The 16,718-nt window shown below is 68.5% G+C and carries 15 protein-coding genes; 4 read left to right on the top strand and 11 right to left on the bottom strand.

Annotation, left to right across the window (positions count from 1 at the left end; all coding sequences use genetic code 11):
• Positions 1-2: 2 nt before the first annotated feature.
• The 7 genes from XM1_RS05370 to purD form a co-directional block, all read right to left on the bottom strand.
• The gene (locus tag XM1_RS05370) at positions 3-539 is read right to left on the bottom strand and encodes an NADH-quinone oxidoreductase subunit B family protein (protein ID WP_068430907.1); all 537 of its coding nucleotides are present in this window, start codon (positions 537-539) and stop codon (positions 3-5) included.
• Positions 536-2,056, bottom strand: a complete 1,521-nt coding sequence (locus XM1_RS05365) for a nickel-dependent hydrogenase large subunit (RefSeq protein ID WP_231920694.1) — start codon at positions 2,054-2,056, stop codon at positions 536-538. The genes XM1_RS05370 and XM1_RS05365 overlap by 4 nt, the downstream gene beginning before the upstream one ends.
• Positions 2,053-3,543 carry a hydrogenase 4 subunit F gene (locus XM1_RS05360; RefSeq protein WP_068430905.1) on the bottom strand — a complete coding sequence of 497 codons (1,491 nt, stop codon included), beginning with the start codon at positions 3,541-3,543 and terminating at the stop codon, positions 2,053-2,055. Before XM1_RS05360 ends, XM1_RS05365 begins: the two co-directional genes overlap by 4 nt.
• Positions 3,540-4,205, bottom strand: coding sequence for a hydrogenase-4 component E (locus XM1_RS05355; RefSeq protein WP_068430902.1), 666 nt, complete (start codon positions 4,203-4,205; stop codon positions 3,540-3,542). Before XM1_RS05355 ends, XM1_RS05360 begins: the two co-directional genes overlap by 4 nt.
• Positions 4,205-5,152, bottom strand: a complete 948-nt coding sequence (locus tag XM1_RS05350; protein WP_068430898.1) for a respiratory chain complex I subunit 1 family protein — start codon at positions 5,150-5,152, stop codon at positions 4,205-4,207. Before XM1_RS05350 ends, XM1_RS05355 begins: the two co-directional genes overlap by 1 nt.
• Entirely contained in the window at positions 5,149-7,158 is a 2,010-nt protein-coding gene (gene hyfB, locus XM1_RS05345; protein ID WP_068430895.1) for a hydrogenase 4 subunit B, read from the bottom strand. The genes XM1_RS05350 and hyfB overlap by 4 nt, the downstream gene beginning before the upstream one ends.
• Before the next feature lie 267 nt (positions 7,159-7,425).
• Entirely contained in the window at positions 7,426-8,700 is a 1,275-nt protein-coding gene (gene purD / locus XM1_RS05340) for a phosphoribosylamine--glycine ligase (RefSeq protein ID WP_068430892.1), read from the bottom strand.
• A gap of 72 nt (positions 8,701-8,772) precedes the next feature.
• On the opposite strand from purD, the gene xseA reads away from it, so the two are divergent.
• Complete coding sequence (gene xseA / locus XM1_RS05335; RefSeq protein ID WP_068430889.1) at positions 8,773-10,278, top strand: exodeoxyribonuclease VII large subunit; 1,506 nt, start codon at positions 8,773-8,775, stop codon at positions 10,276-10,278.
• 136 nt (positions 10,279-10,414) lie between these two features.
• Here the strand turns inward: xseA and ftsY are convergent, their stop codons facing one another.
• The 3 genes from ftsY to dapF are packed head-to-tail and all read right to left on the bottom strand — an operon-like array spanning position 10,415 to position 13,523.
• Entirely contained in the window at positions 10,415-11,419 is a 1,005-nt protein-coding gene (ftsY, locus tag XM1_RS05330; protein ID WP_068430887.1) for a signal recognition particle-docking protein FtsY, read from the bottom strand.
• On the bottom strand, positions 11,416-12,672 hold the full coding sequence (mtaB, locus tag XM1_RS05325; protein WP_068430883.1) for a tRNA (N(6)-L-threonylcarbamoyladenosine(37)-C(2))-methylthiotransferase MtaB: 1,257 nt from the start codon (positions 12,670-12,672) through the stop codon (positions 11,416-11,418). Before mtaB ends, ftsY begins: the two co-directional genes overlap by 4 nt.
• Positions 12,669-13,523, bottom strand: a complete 855-nt coding sequence (dapF, locus tag XM1_RS05320) for a diaminopimelate epimerase (RefSeq protein WP_068430880.1) — start codon at positions 13,521-13,523, stop codon at positions 12,669-12,671. The genes mtaB and dapF overlap by 4 nt, the downstream gene beginning before the upstream one ends.
• Positions 13,524-13,662: 139 nt before the next feature.
• On the opposite strand from dapF, the gene XM1_RS05315 reads away from it, so the two are divergent.
• Complete coding sequence (locus XM1_RS05315; RefSeq protein ID WP_231920693.1) at positions 13,663-15,444, top strand: potassium/proton antiporter; 1,782 nt, start codon at positions 13,663-13,665, stop codon at positions 15,442-15,444.
• Positions 15,441-15,848, top strand: a complete 408-nt coding sequence (locus tag XM1_RS05310) for a rhodanese-like domain-containing protein (protein ID WP_068430873.1) — start codon at positions 15,441-15,443, stop codon at positions 15,846-15,848. Before XM1_RS05315 ends, XM1_RS05310 begins: the two co-directional genes overlap by 4 nt.
• 27 nt (positions 15,849-15,875) lie before the next feature.
• Here the strand turns inward: XM1_RS05310 and XM1_RS05305 are convergent, their stop codons facing one another.
• A complete protein-coding gene (locus XM1_RS05305) occupies positions 15,876-16,265 on the bottom strand; it encodes a hypothetical protein (RefSeq protein WP_068430871.1) in 390 nt (129 codons plus the stop codon).
• Positions 16,266-16,399: 134 nt separating this feature from the next.
• On the opposite strand from XM1_RS05305, the gene XM1_RS05300 reads away from it, so the two are divergent.
• Positions 16,400-16,684 (top strand): acylphosphatase, encoded by a 285-nt coding sequence (locus XM1_RS05300; RefSeq protein WP_082700387.1) that lies wholly within the window; start codon positions 16,400-16,402, stop codon positions 16,682-16,684.
• Positions 16,685-16,718 lie beyond the last annotated feature (34 nt).

Genomic DNA, 16,718 nt, shown 5'->3' with positions numbered 1-16,718 from the left:
GGCTATCCCTTGTCCACGCAATCCAGCAGGGCCAGCAGCCCGGCGAGGATCTGGCGGGGGCTGGGCGGGCAGCCGGGAATGTGCAAATCCACCGGCACCACCTCCGAGACTCCGCCCACCACGGCGTAGGACCCGGCGAAGCAGCCGCCATCACGACCGCAATCACCCATGGCCACCACCCAGCGCGGTTCGGGGGTGGCCTCCACCGTGCGGCGGAGCGCCTCTTCCATGTTGCGCGTCACCGGGCCGGTGACCAGCAGCACGTCGGCGTGGCGCGGGCTGGCGACAAAGCGGATGCCGAAGCGTTCCAGGTCGTAGATGGGATGGTTGACGGCGTGGATCTCCAGCTCGCAGCCATTGCACGAACCGGCGTCCACCTCGCGGATGGACAGCGAGCGGCCCAGCCGGTCCCGCGCCCGGCGGCCCAGCGCCTCGGCCAGTTCCACGACGCCGTCGGGATCGGGACGCGGCGCGTCCTTCTGGGTGTGGGGGCCCTTCAGCAGGTGGCGGGCCAGGATCTTGGCGATGGGCGGGATCATAGATCATGCCCCGAGTAGGAACAGTTGAACGACTTGTTGCACAGCGGGAAGTCGGCGACGATGTTGCCTTCGATGGCGGCCTCCAGCAGCGGCCACTGGAACCACGAGGGATCGTGGGCGTGGCAGCGCTCCACCACGCCATCCTCGCCCAGGCGCAGCCAGACCACCACCTCGCCCCGGAAGCTTTCGGCCAGGCCCAGCCCCTCGCCCGCCACATCGGGCACCGGCACGCTTGTGGCGCCTTCCGGCATCTCGTGCAGCATGCGGTTGATCAGGTGCAGCGATTCCCGGGCCTCGGCGAAGCGCACCTGCACGCGGGCGTTGACGTCGCCCTCGGTCAGCACGGGGACGGTCATGTCCAGCTTGTCGTAGGGGGGATAGCCCGGCGATTGCCTTGCGTCGTGGCCGCGCCCCGAGGCCCGCCCGACGAAGCCGCCGGCCCCGAAGCGGTGGACCAGCGAGGTCTGGACGACGCCGGTCGACACCGTGCGATCGGACAGCGAGGGCGAGTTCTCGTAGAGCTGATAGGCTTCCTCGAACAGGCGAACGAAGCCGTGCAGCAGGTGCTTCAGCGCTTCCGCCCCCTCGTCCGACAGGTCGCGGGCCACGCCGCCCGGCACGATGCGGTCCATGTTGAGGCGATGGCCGAACAGGGCGTCGTTGGCCCGCACGATCTTCTCGCGCAGCACGCCCATATGCGACAGCATGATGGCGAAGGCGGCGTCGTTGCACACCGCGCCGATGTCGAAGACATGGTTGGCCACCCGCTCCATCTCGGCCATCACGCCCCGGATCCAGTGAGCGCGGGGCGGCACCTCGCAGCCGGTGGCGGCCTCAACGGCGCGGGCGAAGGCCAGGGAATAGGCCACGGTGGAATCGCCCGACACCCGGGCGGCGATGCGCGCCGCCTTGGCCAGGGTTGCGCCGGCCATCAGGCCCTCGATGCCCTTGTGCTGGTAGCCCAGGCGCTGTTCCAGCCTGACCACCGCCTCGCCCTGGCAATGGAAGCGGAAATGGCCGGGCTCGATGACGCCGGCATGGACGGGACCCACCGGAATCTGGTGCAGGCCGTCGCCCACCGCCTTGAGGAAGGGATAGGAATCGGGCTCGGAGGCCGGGGCCATGGGCTGGGCGGAAAGGGGCATGCGCGACGGCCAGCGCCCGTGGTCCAGCCAGTGGCGCTTGTCCTCGAGACCGACGGGGGCCAGCCCCCAGACGTCGTGGATGGCGCGCTCGATGCGGATCACCCCCGGCCGGACGTTGCCCAGCGCCAGGAAGCGGCGGTCGGCCGTGTGGTGCGACGCCACGGCGATGTCGCCATTGGTCTCGTCTCTGAGCGCCACGTGGATATGCTCGCGCTCGGCCCATTCGGCCATCACCGCCCATTCCGCCACCCGGAGGCGGTCGACCAGCAGCCGCCAGCCCTTGAGGTCGAGGGTGAAGCGCGGCCACGGCCGGTGCGCCTCGACAGGCGAGCCGAGCGAGAGGAACTCGAGAAGGGTGACGTCGCCGATCATCCCAGGAACCTCGCCACATGCTGGAACCACGCCACCAGTTCCTTGGGCAGATAGAGGCCGGCCACCAGCACCAGGGCCATGTGGACCCAAAGCGGCGTCAGCGCCAGGGCGGTGGACAGCGGCCCGGCCTTGCCGTGGGCGTGGGCGTGGGGCGGCGGCTCGCCGAAGGCCATGCTTTGCAGCCGGGCCACCAGGGCGCCGAAGGCCAGCAGCAGGCCGATGGCCAGCGGGATGGCCAGCAGCGGCTGACGGGCGAAGGTGGAACTCAGCACCAGGAATTCGCTCATGAACACCCCCATGGGGGGCAGGCCGGCAATGGCCAGCACCGCCAGCACGAAGCCCCAGCCCAGCACCGGGTGCGAGGAGGTCAGCCCCCGGATGGCGGCGATGCGCTTGGTGCCTAAGTTCTGGCTGATGATGCCGACGGCGAAGAAGATGGCCGACTTGGTCAGCGAGTGCATGGTCATGTGCAGCAGACCGGCGAAATTGGCCACCGCGCCGCCCATGCCGAAGGCGAAGGTGATCACCCCCATGTGTTCGATGGAGGAATAGGCGAACAGCCGCTTGATGTCGCCGCGCCGGTACAGCATGAAGGCCGACAGGAACAGGCTCGACAGGCCCATGACGATCAAGAGCGGGCCGGGCGTCAGCGTGGCGCCATTGGCGGCGATGACCATCTTGAAGCGCAGCAGGGCGTAAAGCGCCACGTTGAGCAGCAGGCCCGACAGCACCGCCGAGATGGGGGTGGGGCCTTCCGCATGGGCGTCGGGCAGCCAGGCGTGCAAGGGCGCCAGACCCACCTTGGTGCCGTAGCCCACCAGCACGAAGACGAAGGCCAGGTTCAGAAGGTCGGGCTGGAAGCGATGAGCCTGCTTGATCATCAGGGTCCAGGCCATGGCGTCGGCCCCGTCGCCCATCACCGGCTGGGCGGCAAGGTAGACCAGGGTGGTGCCGAACAGCGCGAGGCCGATGCCCACCGAGCACAGGATGAAGTACTTCCACGCCGCCTCGATGGCCTCGCGGGTGCGATACAGGCTCACCATCAGCACGGTGGTCAACGTCGCCGCCTCCACCGCCACCCACATCACACCGGTATTGTTGGCGCAAAGGGCCAGCAGCATGGTGAACAGGAAGGCCTGGTACATGGAGTGGTAGAAGCGCAAATGCAGGTCGGACAGCCGCTGCGCCTCGGATTCCCGCGCGATATAGGCGGCCGAGAAGATGGAGGTGGTGAGGCCAACAAAGGCGGTCAACACCACCAGATAGACGTTGAAATCGTCGATGAACAGCAGCCGCGTCGGCTCGGGCCGCACATGGATCAGCAACAGCGACGAGGCGAAGGTGACCCCCGACGCCAGCACGTTGATCCAGGTGGCCGCCCGCCAGTCCTTCAGCACCGCCAGAAAGCCGGCCGAACCCAGCGGCACGCCCAGAATCCACAACAGCGGATTGTCGAGGCCGGGCAGCAAGGTGAAGCCCCCGATCATTGGCGGTCTCCCCGGTGGGTTTCCAGCTCGACCAGATCCAGGGTGTCGAAGCGCTCGCGGATGCGGAAGAAGAAGATGCCGAACAGGGTCATGGCCACCAGCACCGAGAAGGCCACGGAAATCTCCACCACCAGCGGCATGCCCTTGGCCGAGACGGCGGCCAGGATCAAGCCGTTCTCCAGTGCCATGAAGCCCACCACCTGGGTCACCGCGTTGCGCCTTGTGATCATCATCAGCAGGCCCAGCAGCACCACGCTCATGGCCAAGGCCAGGCTTTCGCGGGTCAGCGCCGTGGCGTTGGCGGTGACGGGCAGCACCAAGAGGATGGACAGCGCCACCAGCGCCACCCCGGCCATCATGGTCCAGCCGATGGACATGGCGGTCTCGACGTTCCTGTGGATGCCCAGTTGCTCCACCAGCCAATGCAGCGCGATGGGCACGATCACCGCCTTGAAGATCAGCGCGATGGCGGCGGTGACGTAAAGGTGGGGGGCGTGCTGGATATGGGCCTGCCACGCGGCAGCGGCCGCCAGGGCCAGGGCCTGGAAGGCGAAGGTGTTCAGCACCGCGAACAGGCGGCGCTGGTACAGCAGCGAAAAGCCGGCCATCAGCACCGTGGCGCCGATCAGGTGGGCGATGTCGTAGGAAAGCTGCGCCCCCATCACACCGCCTCCGAGACGTAGAGGAAGATGGTGGCCAAGAGGCCGAGCAGCAGCGCGCCGCCCAGGAAGTCGGCGTAGCGGAACACCCGCATCTTGGCAATCGAGGTCTCGAACACGCCCAAGGCCGTGGCCAGGACGAAGCACTTGGCGAGGAAGGCCCCCAGCCCGACCAGCACGGCCAGCCCGCCGTCGCCGCCCTGGGCCATGCCCCAGGGCGCGAACAGGCCGCCGATCAGGGCCATGAACAGGGTCAGGCGCACCATGCCCGCCCCTTCCATCAGCGCCAGATGGCGGCCGGAATATTCCAGCACCATGGCCTCGTGGACCATGGTCAGCTCCAGATGGGTGGCGGGGTTGTCGATGGGGATGCGGCCGTTCTCGGCGATGGCGACCATCACCAGGGCGGCCAAGGCCAGGCCCAGCGACACCTCGAGCCCCACGCCGCCCGACAGGATGAAGGCGATGATCTGGGCCGGCGCCGTGGTGCCCGAAACCAGGGACAGCGAGAAGGTGACCATCAGCATGGCCGGCTCGGCCAGCGACGCGATCATCATCTCGCGCGATGCGCCCAGGCCGCCGAAGCTGGTGCCGATATCCATACCGGCCAGCGCCGTCCAGAAGCGCGCCACGCCCAGCAGCGCCACCAGGGCGATCAGGTCGGCCGCCTGGGCCAGGAACAGGTTGGTGGTAAACGCCGGAACGATCGAGGCGGCCAGCCATACCGAGCCGAAGGTGACGTAAGGCGCCGCCCGGAACACCCAGGACGCCGAATGGGCCACCACCGCCTCCTTCTGCAACAGGCGGTAGACGTCGCGGTAGGACTGGAAGGGCGAGGCGCCGATGCGGCCGTTGAGCCTGGACTTGACCAGCCGCACCCAGCCGGTGATCAGCGGGCTGATACCCACCACCAGGACGATCTGCAGCACTTGCCAAGCAACCGAACTCATTGGCTTTGCCTCACCGCCACCACCAGCAGCATCATCACCAGGGTGGCGAACATCATCAGCAAATAGCGCCGCACCGTCAGGTACTGGATGCGGTTGACCAGATCGGCGATGAAGTCCACCAATCGGCCGATGGAGGCGTAAAGCCCCACCCATACCGGATCGACCACGCTCACCTTCATCTCCGCCGGGCGGTTGTCGCCGGGGTCGGGCATGTCGACGCTTTCTTTGGCGGCGAAGATGGAGGCGCAGAAGACGCGGCGCAGCGGCTGCGAGAAGCTTTGGCCGGTATACTGGCTTTCGGGGATGTTCTCGCGGTGGCCGCAATCCCAGGCATCGGCGCGGCGCAGGCGCGAGGTGCCCAGCAGGCGGGCCAGCATCAGGGTGACGGCGCACAGAGCCACGCCGGTCATCACCAGCACCGTGCCGGAATATGAGCCCCGCGTCGAGCTGACGGGCGACAGCCACGGCCAGCCCAGATCGGCGGACACGGCGAACTGCACCCCGGTCAGCGGCGTCACCACGTGGGACAGCGCATCGGTGACGGTCACCGGAATGGCGCCCAGCACCACGCACATCACCGCCAGGAAGGCCACGGTCAGGCGCATGGAAGCGGGGACCTGATGGGCCTCGGCCGCCGCCTGGGAACGGGGACGACCCAAAAAGGCGATGCCGTAGGCGCGCACGAAGCAGGCGGCGGCCAAAGCGGCGGCCAGGGCCAGCATGGCGCCCACCACCGGCACGCCGAACTTCATGGCCCAATGGGGCAGCGAGGGCCCCTTGAACAGCGACTGGAAGATCAGCCATTCCGACACGAAGCCGTTCAAGGGCGGCAGGGCGGAAATGGCGATGGCGCCCACCAGGGCGGCGACGCCGTTCCACGGCATGCGCTTGGCGAGCCCCCCCAGCTTGCCGAGGTCACGCTCGCCGGTGGCGGTGATGACGGCGCCCGCCGACAGGAACCACAGGGTCTTGAAGATGGAATGATTGACGATGTGGTAGAGCCCGGCCACCAGGGCCAGGGCGGCCAGGGTCTTCTCGCCGCTGCCCTTGAAGGCGATGGCCAGCCCCAGCCCGATCACCACCACCCCGATGTTCTCGACCGTGGAATAGGCCAGCAGCTTCTTCAGATCATCCTGCAGGATGGCGTAGAGCACGCCGAGTACGGCGGTGACGCCGCCCACCACCATCAGCACCGCGCCCCAGGCCCAGTTCACCTCGCCGTGCAGGTCGAACAGGATGCGGATCAGGCCGTACAGCGCCACCTTGGTCATCACGCCGCTCATCAGGGCGGAGACATGGCTGGGCGCCGCCGGATGGGCCAGCGGCAGCCAGGCGTGCAGCGGCACCAGACCCGCCTTCGACCCCGCCCCCAGCAGGGCCAGCAGCACCACCAGGAAGCCGGACACGCCGTCCAGCTTGGCGGCGCGCATGGCGGGGAAGGAATAGGCCCCCTCGCCGCCCGCCATCAGGCCGAAACAGGTCAACAGGCAGAAGGTGCCGAAACAGGCCATCACCAGATAGACGAAGGCGGCCTGGCGGTTCTCGGCGTTCTTGTGGTCGGCCAGGACCAACAGCCACGACGACAGCGACATGAACTCCCAGGCCACCAGGAACATGAAGGCGTCGTCGGCGATCAGCACCGCGTTCATGCCGAACAGGAACAGGGGATAGAACGGCGTCACCCGCCGGGGCTCGGGCAGGTGCGAGCAATAGCCGATGCCATAGGCCGAAGCGGCGGCCGAGGCCAGGTTGACCACCACCATGAACAAGGCGGACAGGTTGTCGAGGCGGAAATGGGCGGCCATCCAGGGCAGGCCGATGGGCAGCACGATGGCCGGGCCGGTGCCGGGCGTCTGGCCCAGATGCTTGATGCCGCCCGCCAGCAGAGCCAGCGAGGCAATCATGCAGCAGAAATAGACCAATCGGTGCCGCCACATTTCCGCGCCGGCCAGCACGCCGAGAACGGCGAGGGCCAGAAGGGCGGAAAGGGCGGCCGCGATCAGCATCGGCTGCGCGACCTCGTAAAGTCATGCAGCCCCTCGCCGGGCGCGCGCCTCCGCGCGCTTGGCCGCCGCCTCAATGGCGGCTGGGCATGATGCAGGAAGGCTGCATCATGCTTGTCTGCTCCGTGGCAGGACATGGGTCTCGTCTCCCGTGAATCCCCTGTCGGCGGGACCGGTTGTTCCGGCCCTCTTCATCTCGTCTTATGGCGAGGAGAGAGGAATCATACCCACCCGAGGGGGCGGGCGCAAGGCCCCCCGAAGGTCTGCGGACTAACCCCGCGCCAGGGCCCGCCAGGCGATGTCGCGGCGGCAGAAGCCGCCCGGCCAGTCCAGGGCGTCCACGGCCTTGTAGGCGCGTTCGCGGGCCTCGGCCACGCTCTTGCCCTTGGCGGTGATGCCCAGCACGCGGCCGCCGGTGGCGACCACGTGACCGTCCTTCATGGCGGTGCCGGCGTGCAGCACGGTGACGCCGTCCACCTTGGCCGCCGCGTCCAGCCCGCCGATCACGGTGTTCTTCTCGTAAGAGCCGGGATAACCCTTGGCGGCCATCACCACCACCAGGGCGACGTCGTCGGACCATTCGAGCTCGATGCCCGCCAGCTTGCCCTCGGCACCCGCCGCCAGCACCGGCAGCAGGTCGGACTCGAGGCGCGCCATCAGCACCTGACACTCGGGATCACCGAAGCGCACGTTGTATTCCAGCAGCTTCGGCCCGGACTTGGTGACCATGATGCCGGCGAAGAGCACACCGGTATAGGGCTTTCCCATCTGGGCCATGGTGCGCACCAGCGGCAGGATGGAACGCTCCATGATCTCGGCCTGCACCGCGTCGGTGACCACGGGAGCGGGGGAATAGGCGCCCATGCCGCCGGTATTGGGACCGGTGTCGCCGTCGCCCACCCGCTTGTGGTCCTGGGCGGCCACCAGGGGCAACGCGGTCTTGCCGTCGCACAGCGCGAAGAACGAGCATTCCTCGCCGTCGAGGAACTCCTCGATCACCAGCTCGTTGCCGGCGTCGCCGAAGACCTTGTCGCCCATCATCATGTCAACGGCGCCCAGGGCCTCGTCCAGGGTCATGGCCACCACCACGCCCTTGCCGGCAGCCAGGCCGTCGGTCTTGACCACGATGGGCGCGCCCTTTTCGCGGATGAAGGCCTTGGCCTTTTCCATGTCGGTGAAGCGGCCGTACCAGGCGGTGGGAATGCCGGCCCGGGCCGCCACATCCTTCATGAAGCCCTTGGAGCCCTCCAGCTCGGCCGCAGCGGCCGAGGGGCCGAACACCTTGATGCCGGCGGCGCGGCACTTGTCGGCGAGGCCGAGAACCAGCGGAGCCTCGGGGCCCACCACCACCAGGTCGACGGCGTTGGACTTGGCGAATTCCACCAACTCGTCCACCTTTTCCGCCCCGATGGCGACGCATTCGGCCGCATCGGCGATGCCCGCATTGCCCGGAGCGCACCACAGCTTGGTGAGAAGAGGAGACGACTTCAGCTTCCAGCACAGCGCATGCTCGCGCCCGCCCGAACCGACCACCAGAACCTTCATGTCCGCCTCCGTCACTCGCTTGGCGGCGTTTTATCACTTCCGCCCGTGATTGCAAAAGGCCATCATCCCGCCATGAACGACGAGCGCCCCGCCCCCTCCAACGTCCCGGAATACTCGGTCTCGGAACTGTCCGCCGGCCTGCGGCGCACGGTGGAGGACGCCTTTTCCTTCGTGCGCGTCCGGGGCGAGATCTCGGGCTTCAAGCGCCATTCCTCGGGCCATCTCTATTTCGCGCTGAAGGATGCCGAGGCGGTGCTGGACGCGGTGTGCTGGCGGGGCAGCGCGGGCAAGCTCGCCATCGGCCCCGAGGACGGCATGGAGGTGGTGGCCACCGGCCGCCTCACCACCTATCCCGGCCGCTCGAAATACCAGATGGTGGTCGAGCGCATGGAGCTGGCCGGCCAGGGCGCGCTGTTGAAGATGCTGGAGGACCGCAAGAAGCGGCTGATGGCCGAAGGGCTGTTCGATCCCTCGCGCAAGCGCCCCATCCCCTTCCTGCCCGACATCATCGGCGTGGTCACCTCGCCCACCGGGGCGGTGATCAGGGACATCCTGCACCGCCTTGCCGAACGCTTCCCCCGCCGCGTGCTGCTGTGGCCGGTGGCCGTCCAGGGCGAGGGCGCGGCGGCCCAGGTGGCAGCCGCCATCCGGGGCTTCAACGCGCTGAAGCCGGGCGGCACCGTGCCGCGCCCCGACGTGCTGATCGTGGCCAGGGGCGGCGGCTCGCTGGAAGACCTGATGGCCTTCAACGAGGAGATGGTGGTCAGGGCGGCGGCTGAATCCGAAATTCCGCTGATCTCGGCGGTAGGGCACGAGACCGACACCACGCTGATCGACTTCGCCTCGGATTTGCGCGCCCCCACCCCCACGGCCGCCGCAGAAAAGGCGGTGCCGGTGCGCGCCGAGCTGATCGCCACCATGGCCGACATGGGCGCGCGCATGGTGGGCGCCATGCAGCGCGGACTGGAGGAGCGGCGCACCCGCCTGTCCCACACCTTCCGCGCCCTGCCCCACCCCCGCCGGGTGATGGAGGATTGCGCCCGGCGTCTGGACGAGCGGGCCGAGCGCCTGGCCAACGCGCCCCGCATCCTGTTGGAGCGCCGCCGGGCCGAGCTGGACCGCCTGGGTGCGCGCCTGCGCCATCCCCGTGAACAGCTGGCCGAGGCCGGGCACAAGCTGACCGCGCTTTCCACCCGTCTCGACCACGCCATGAAGACGGTGACGGCCGCCGAGCGCGCCGCCAACGAGCGCCGCGCCCTGCAACTGGAACAATCCACCGCCCGCCTGATTCAAGTCCTGCCCCGCCTGCTGGAAGACAAGGCCAAGCGCGTCGCCCATGCCGGCCAGCTGCTGGAAAGCTTTTCCTACCGCAAGGTCCTGGACAGGGGCTTCGCCGTGGTCAGGGACGAGCACGGCGCCCCGGTCACCTCGGTCGCGGCGGCCAAGCCGGGCACCGCCTTAGGCGTAGAATTCGCCGACGGCAAGGCCGGCGTGCGGGTCGAGGGCAGCGCTCCGCCGACGCCCAAGGCGCCGAAAAAGCCGGTCGTGCCGGACGGGCGGCAGGGGTCGTTGCTGTAGGCGGCGATCCCTCTACACGGATGGACACGGACGCCGCTTCGCGGCCACGGATCGACACGGATAATGTTCATCCGTGAGCGGTGCGAAGCGCCGCATCCGTGTCCATCCGTGTCTCGTGGCTCCGCCTTAGGGGATATTACTCCACCCCCACCAGGGACTTGGCGAAGGCATCGGCCTCGAAGGGACGCAGATCCTCGGCCTTTTCGCCCACGCCGATGGCGTGGACCGGCAGGCCGAACTTCTCGGCCAAGGCCACCAGCACGCCGCCCCTGGCGGTGCCGTCCAGCTTGGTCAGCACCAGGCCGGAGACGGCCACCATGTCCTTGAAGATCTCCACCTGGGAATGGGCGTTCTGGCCCACGGTGGCGTCCAAGACCAGCAGCACCGAATGGGGCGCGGTCTCGTCCACCTTCTTGATGGAGCGCACCAGCTTGGCCAGCTCGGCCATCAGGTCGGACTTGTTCTGCAGCCGCCCGGCGGTGTCGATGAACAGCAGGTCGTCACCCCTGGCGCGGGCCTGCTCGACGGCGTCATAGGCCAGACCGGCGGCGTCGGCCCCGGTTTCACGGGCGATGACCGGACAATTGGTGCGCTCGCCCCAGACCTTCAGCTGCTCGACGGCGGCGGCGCGGAAGGTGTCGCCGGCGGCCAGCGTCACCGACAGGCCGGCATCCTTGTAGCCCTTGGCCATCTTGCCGATGGTGGTGGTCTTGCCCGAGCCGTTGACGCCCACCACCAGCACCACATGGGGCTTGCGGGCGGGATCGATCTCCAGCGGCTTAGCCACGGGGCCGAGGATGCGGGTGATTTCCTCGGCCAGCGTCGCCTTGATCTCGTCGGAGGTGACGTCCTGGCCGAAGCGGGTCTTGGCCAGATGCTTGGTCACCCGCGCCGCAGTGGCGACGCCCAGATCGGCGGTGATCAGCAGTTCCTCCAGCTCCTCCAGCGCCTCGTCGTCCAGCTTGCGCTTGGTGAACAGGTCGCCGATGCCGGTCGTCAGCTTCGACGACGACTTGGCCAGCCCGGATTTCAGGCGGCCGAACCACGAGGTGGATTCCTCGGCCGGGGCGGGCTCCGGGGCGGCGACGGGCTCCGGGGCGGGAGCCGCTTCCTTCTTCTTGCCGAACCCGAAGATGCTCATGCCAATTCCCCCACCAACTCGTCGGCGTCCACCGCGGTGACGCGCACGTTCAATATCGTCCCCGGCGAGGCATGGCAACCCGCCACCCGCACCGGCAGGTAATGGGCGGAATGGCCCTTGCCCCCCGATTCGATCAGCACGCTTTCCACCCCGCCGATTCGGGTCGCCAGGAAGGCCGCCATGGACGCCGCGCCCTTGGCCCGCAGGCGGGCGGCGCGCTCCTTGATCACGTCGCCCCGAACCTTGGGCATGCGGGCCGCCGGCGTGCCGGGCCGGGCCGAGAAGGGAAAGACGTGCAGATGGGTCAGACCCGCCTCGTCCACCAGGTCGAGGGACTTTTGGAACATCTCCTCGTCCTCGGTGGGAAAGCCGGCGATGATGTCGGCGCCCAGCACCACATCGGGGCGCAGCGCCCTGATCTTCGCCGCCAGCGCGATGACGTCGCCCCTGAGGTGGCGGCGCTTCATGCGCTTGAGAATAGTGTCGTCGCCCGCCTGGACCGACAGGTGGAAATGGGGCAGCAGCCGGGGCTCGGACGCGATGGCGGCCAGCAGGTCCTCGTCCACCTCGACGGGATCGAGCGACGACAGGCGCAGACGGGCAAGCTCGGGCACAGCGGCCAGCAGACGGCGGACCAGCTGGCCCAATCCCGGCTTGCCCGGCAGGTCGGCGCCATAGGCGGTGACGTCCACGCCGGTCAGCACCACCTCGTTATAGCCGCCGGCCACCAGTTCCCGGATCTGCTCGACGATGCGGCCCATGGGCACCGAGCGGTTGGGGCCGCGCCCGAAGGGGATGATGCAGAAGGTGCAGCGATGGTCGCAGCCCTGCTGCACCTCGACGAAGGCCCTGGCGCGGCCCTCGAAGCCGGACACCAGATGGGAGGCGACCTCGCGCACCTCCATGATGTCGCCCACCACGATGCGCTGAGGCGGAGGGGCCGCGAAGATGTCGGGCCGCATCTTCTCGGCGTTACCGAGAATCTGGTCGATCTCGGGCATGGCGTCGAAGGTTTCGGGATGGGCCTGGGCGGCGCAGCCGGTGACCACGATGCGGGCGTCGGGGCGTTCGCGCCGAATCTTGCGGATGGCCTGGCGCGCCTGGCGCTCGGCCTCGGCGGTGACGGCGCAGGTGTTGACGATCACCGTCTCGACGCCGCTTTCCGTGGCCCGCGCGTGCTCCTTCATCACCTCCGACTCATAGGCGTTGAGGCGGCAGCCGAAGGTCAGAACCTCTGGTGGTTTCGTCGTCATGGAAGCAGGCTGGAATCCAGCGTCCCGGCAAAGGCCACCGCCACCGGCCCGGTCATCAGCACGTGGCCGTCCTTCAGCCACTCGATGGTGAGCTGGCCGCCGTCCAGGGTGATCTCGGCCTTGCGGGGGCTTAAGCCCCGCCGCGCCGCCGCCACCAGCGTGGCACAGGCCCCGGTGCCGCAGGCCATGGTGATGCCGGCGCCCCGCTCCCACACCCGCATGCGGATGCGCCCGATCTCGGCGTCGGGCGGGGTGAGGACCTGGGCCACCTCGATATTGGCGCGCTCGGGGAACATGGGATGATGCTCGAGGCCACGGCCCAAGGCGGCGAGGTCGACGCTTTCCGCGTCGTCCACGAAGAACACCGCGTGGGGGTTGCCCATGCTGACGCCCACCGGATCGGCCAGCGGTCCGGCGGCGATGCCCAGATGCAGGGTGTCCACCGCCTCGGCCACCGGAATTTCCCGCCAGTCCAGGCGCGCCGGTCCCATGTCCACCGCCACCTGGAAGGGGCCGCGCGATTCGGCGTCGAGCAATCCCGCCTTGGTCTCGAACACCACCTTGTCGAGGCCGGTTTCCTTCATCAAGAGCCAGGCGACGCAGCGCGACGCGTTGCCGCAGGCCGCCACCTCGGAACCGTCGGCGTTGTAGATCAGCATGGTAGCGTCGGCGGTGTTGCCCGAAGGAGGCGCCAGCACCACCAACTGGTCGCAGCCCACCCCGGTGCCGCGCGACGCGATGGCGCGCACTCGGGCGGGCGTCAGATCGAAGGCGCGCGCGCGGGCGTCGAGGACGACGAAGTCGTTCCCCAGGCCGTGCATCTTCAGAAAGGGCCAGGCTCTATCGCTCATGATGGCGTTATATGGGGCGGCGGGCGCTTGAGTCCAGCACCGCGCATGGGGCGAAGGCGGGATGGCGGGTTGCGGCGCGGCGCGCCCCCCCCTATCCTTGCTCCATGAGAATCGAAAGCGCCCACCCATGATGGAGTCCATGAACGCCGCCATCCTGATGGTTTCGGGCCTGGTGGCGCTGTCCATCTTCTCCAGCCTGCTCTCGTTCCGCATCGGCGCGCCGCTGCTGCTGGTGTTCCTGTGCGTCGGGCTGGTGGCGGGCGAGAACGGCCTGGGCCGCATCAGGTTCGACGACGTCAACGCCGCCTACATGATCGGCAGCATCGCGCTGGCCATCATTCTGTTCGATTCGGGGTTCCACACCAGCCTCAAGGCCTTTCGCATCGCGCTGTGGCCGGCCATGGCGCTGGCCACCGGCGGCGTGGTGGTGACCACCGTCGTGGTTGCGGTGCCGGTGCATTATCTGATGGGCTTCGACTGGCTGGAGGCGGCGCTGATGGGCGCTATCCTCAGCTCCACCGACGCGGCCGCCGTGTTCTTCCTGCTGCGCGTCGGCGGCATCCATGTGCGCGACCGCGTGCGTTCCACCCTGGAAGTGGAATCGGGGTCCAACGATCCCATGGCCATCTTCCTGACCCTGGCGCTGGTGGGCCTGCTGGTCGCCAAGGGGCCCATCTCGCCGGTGGGCATCGGCATGGAGTTCGTCACCAAGTTCGGCATCGGCGCAGTGGCCGGCATGTTCGGCGGCGGGCTGATCGTGCTGGCGGTCAACAAGATGGGCTTCGAGCGCGGGCTGCAGCCGCTGGCGGCGCTCAGCCTCGCCATGGTGCTGTTCGCCGCGACGGAGGAACTGCACGGCAGCGGCTTCCTCGCCGTCTACATCGCCGGGCTGGTGGCCGGCAACGCGCGGATCAACGCGCCCGAGACCATGCGCCGCTTCCAGGACGGGCTGACCTGGCTGGCCCAGATCGTCATGTTCCTGACGCTGGGCCTCCTGGCCACGCCGGCGGAGTTCCCCGCCTTCGCCTGGCAGTCCCTGGGCGTGGCCGCCGTGCTGATCTTCGTGGCCCGCCCGCTGGCGGCGTGGATCTGCCTGCTGCCCTACGGCTTCAACCGCAACGAGACCGCCTTCGTCGCCTGGGTGGGATTGCGCGGCTCGGTCTCGGTGCTGCTGTCCATCGTGCCCATGGTGGCGGGGCTGCCCCACGGGCGCGACTATTTCATCCTGGCCTTCCTGGTGGTGCTGATCAGCCTGGGGCTGCAGGGCTGGACCATCGGCGCGGTGGCCCGCTTCCTCGGCCAGATTGTCCCTAAGCGCATCGGTCCGGTGGAGCGCATGGAGCTGGAAATCCCCGGCGCCCGCCACGAACTGGTGTCGTACCGCATCGTCGCCGATTCCCTGGTGGCGCGCGGCCATCGCCTGCCGCGCTGGGCCGAGCCATCGCTGGTGGTCAGGGACAAGAAGTCCTATTCCGCCCACGCCGCCAAGGGGTTGAAGTCCGGCGACACCGTCTTCCTGTTCGCCCGCCCCGAGCGGGTGCCCCATCTGGACCGCCTGTTCGCCTCGGCCGCCCCGGCGGCGGAAGCCGATTCCCGCTTCTTCGGCGATTTCGCCCTGGAACCCGGCGCCCATATGAAGGACCTGGCCCTGCTTTACGGCCTGCCGGTGGACCCCGCCGATCACGACATGTCGGCATCGGACTGGCTGGTGCGCGAGCTGGGTCACGAGCCCGGCATCGGCGACCGGGTGGCCTTGGGCGAGGTGGAGCTGATCGTGCGCGCCATGAACTGGACGGACCACATCACCGAGATCGGCCTGGCGGTGGAGCCCACCCGCGTGGACGCCCCCAAGCTGCCGGTGTTCCAGAGCCGCACCGAATTGAAGGCAATGCTCAAACGCTGGATGAGGAAACGCGCATGACCCTGGTAAAGACTCATCGTCAGTTGATCGACGAGGCCAACGCCCTGATCACCACCATCCCCACGGCGGAAGCCATCGCCATGCATGGCCGGGACGACGTGGTGTTCGTCGATATCCGCGACGTGCGCGAGCTGGAGAGGGAGGGCATGATCCCCGGCGCCTTCCACGCGCCCAGGGGCATGCTGGAATTCTGGGTCGACCCCACCAGCCCCTATTACAAGGAGGTGTTCGGCCAGGCCAAGCGCTTCGTCTTCTACTGCCAGTCGGCGTGGCGCTCGGCCCTGGCGACCCGGGCGGTGCAGGACATGGGCCTCGCCCCCGTCGCCCATGTGGAGGGCGGCTTCAAGGGCTGGAAAGATGCGGGCGGGCCGGTGGGGCCCAAGCCCGAGCACAAGAAGGGCTAGAGATGCACCAGCGGCCCTGGGGCGGCGTCAGCCGCCACAGGTGCCGCAGCAGGTGTCGCTGTCGTAGGTCAGCCGCGCCACCAGGTGCCGCTGGCCGTCGCGGGCCGGGAAGAACTGCAGGAACACCATGGTCAGCCCCTTGGGCAGCGCCGACTTCAGCCCCGTCATGCGGGCCGAGCGCGAGGTGTTGTACTGGTAGTCGTCGGATTCGTCGCACAGGCTGAAGGCGGCGGGCAGCAGATCGGCGCAGCGGGCCAGCGGCATCTCGCGGCTCGCCACCACCGTGCCGGTAGCCAGGATCTCGACCACCGCCTGATCGCCGGCGACCTTCACCTGCACCACGTTGGCGTGGGCGGCGACGGCATGTTCCAGCAGGGTCAGCATTTCCGCCTGGGGTTCAGGGGCGATCATGTTCATGGGACTTAGGCTCCGGTTAGCGGGAGCCTCAAGAGAAACAGCATCGCGGCTCCGACCTCCTTGAGCCCGGTCAAGCATCCCCCCTTCGCAGCGGGGCGCGGCCGTGGTTATATATTCCCATGGAGGGCCAAGAGATGACGGGCGAGGTCACCGTTCGCGTGCTGATCGAAGGCCGGGTCCAGGGCGTCTGGTTCCGTGGCTGGACGGTCGAGCAGGCCCTGGCCCGCAAGCTGTCGGGCTGGGTGCGCAATCTGGTGGACGGAAGGGTCGAAGCCCTGTTCCACGGCCCCTCCCACATCGTCCGCGACATGGTCGAGGCCTGCCACCGGGGCCCCACCGCCGCCCTGGTCACCAGGGTGGAGACCGAAACCTCCTCCGAGGTGCCGCCCCCGGGCTTCCACCAGCGCCCCACCGCCTGATCATGAAACTCACCCGCCGCCAAATCCTAGCCGG

The sequence above is a fragment of the Magnetospirillum sp. XM-1 genome (assembly GCF_001511835.1).
Classification (GTDB): Bacteria; Pseudomonadota; Alphaproteobacteria; order Rhodospirillales; family Magnetospirillaceae; genus Phaeospirillum.
Note: the sequence above shows the minus strand (reverse complement) of the source record. Positions and strands in the feature narration are given on the sequence as shown.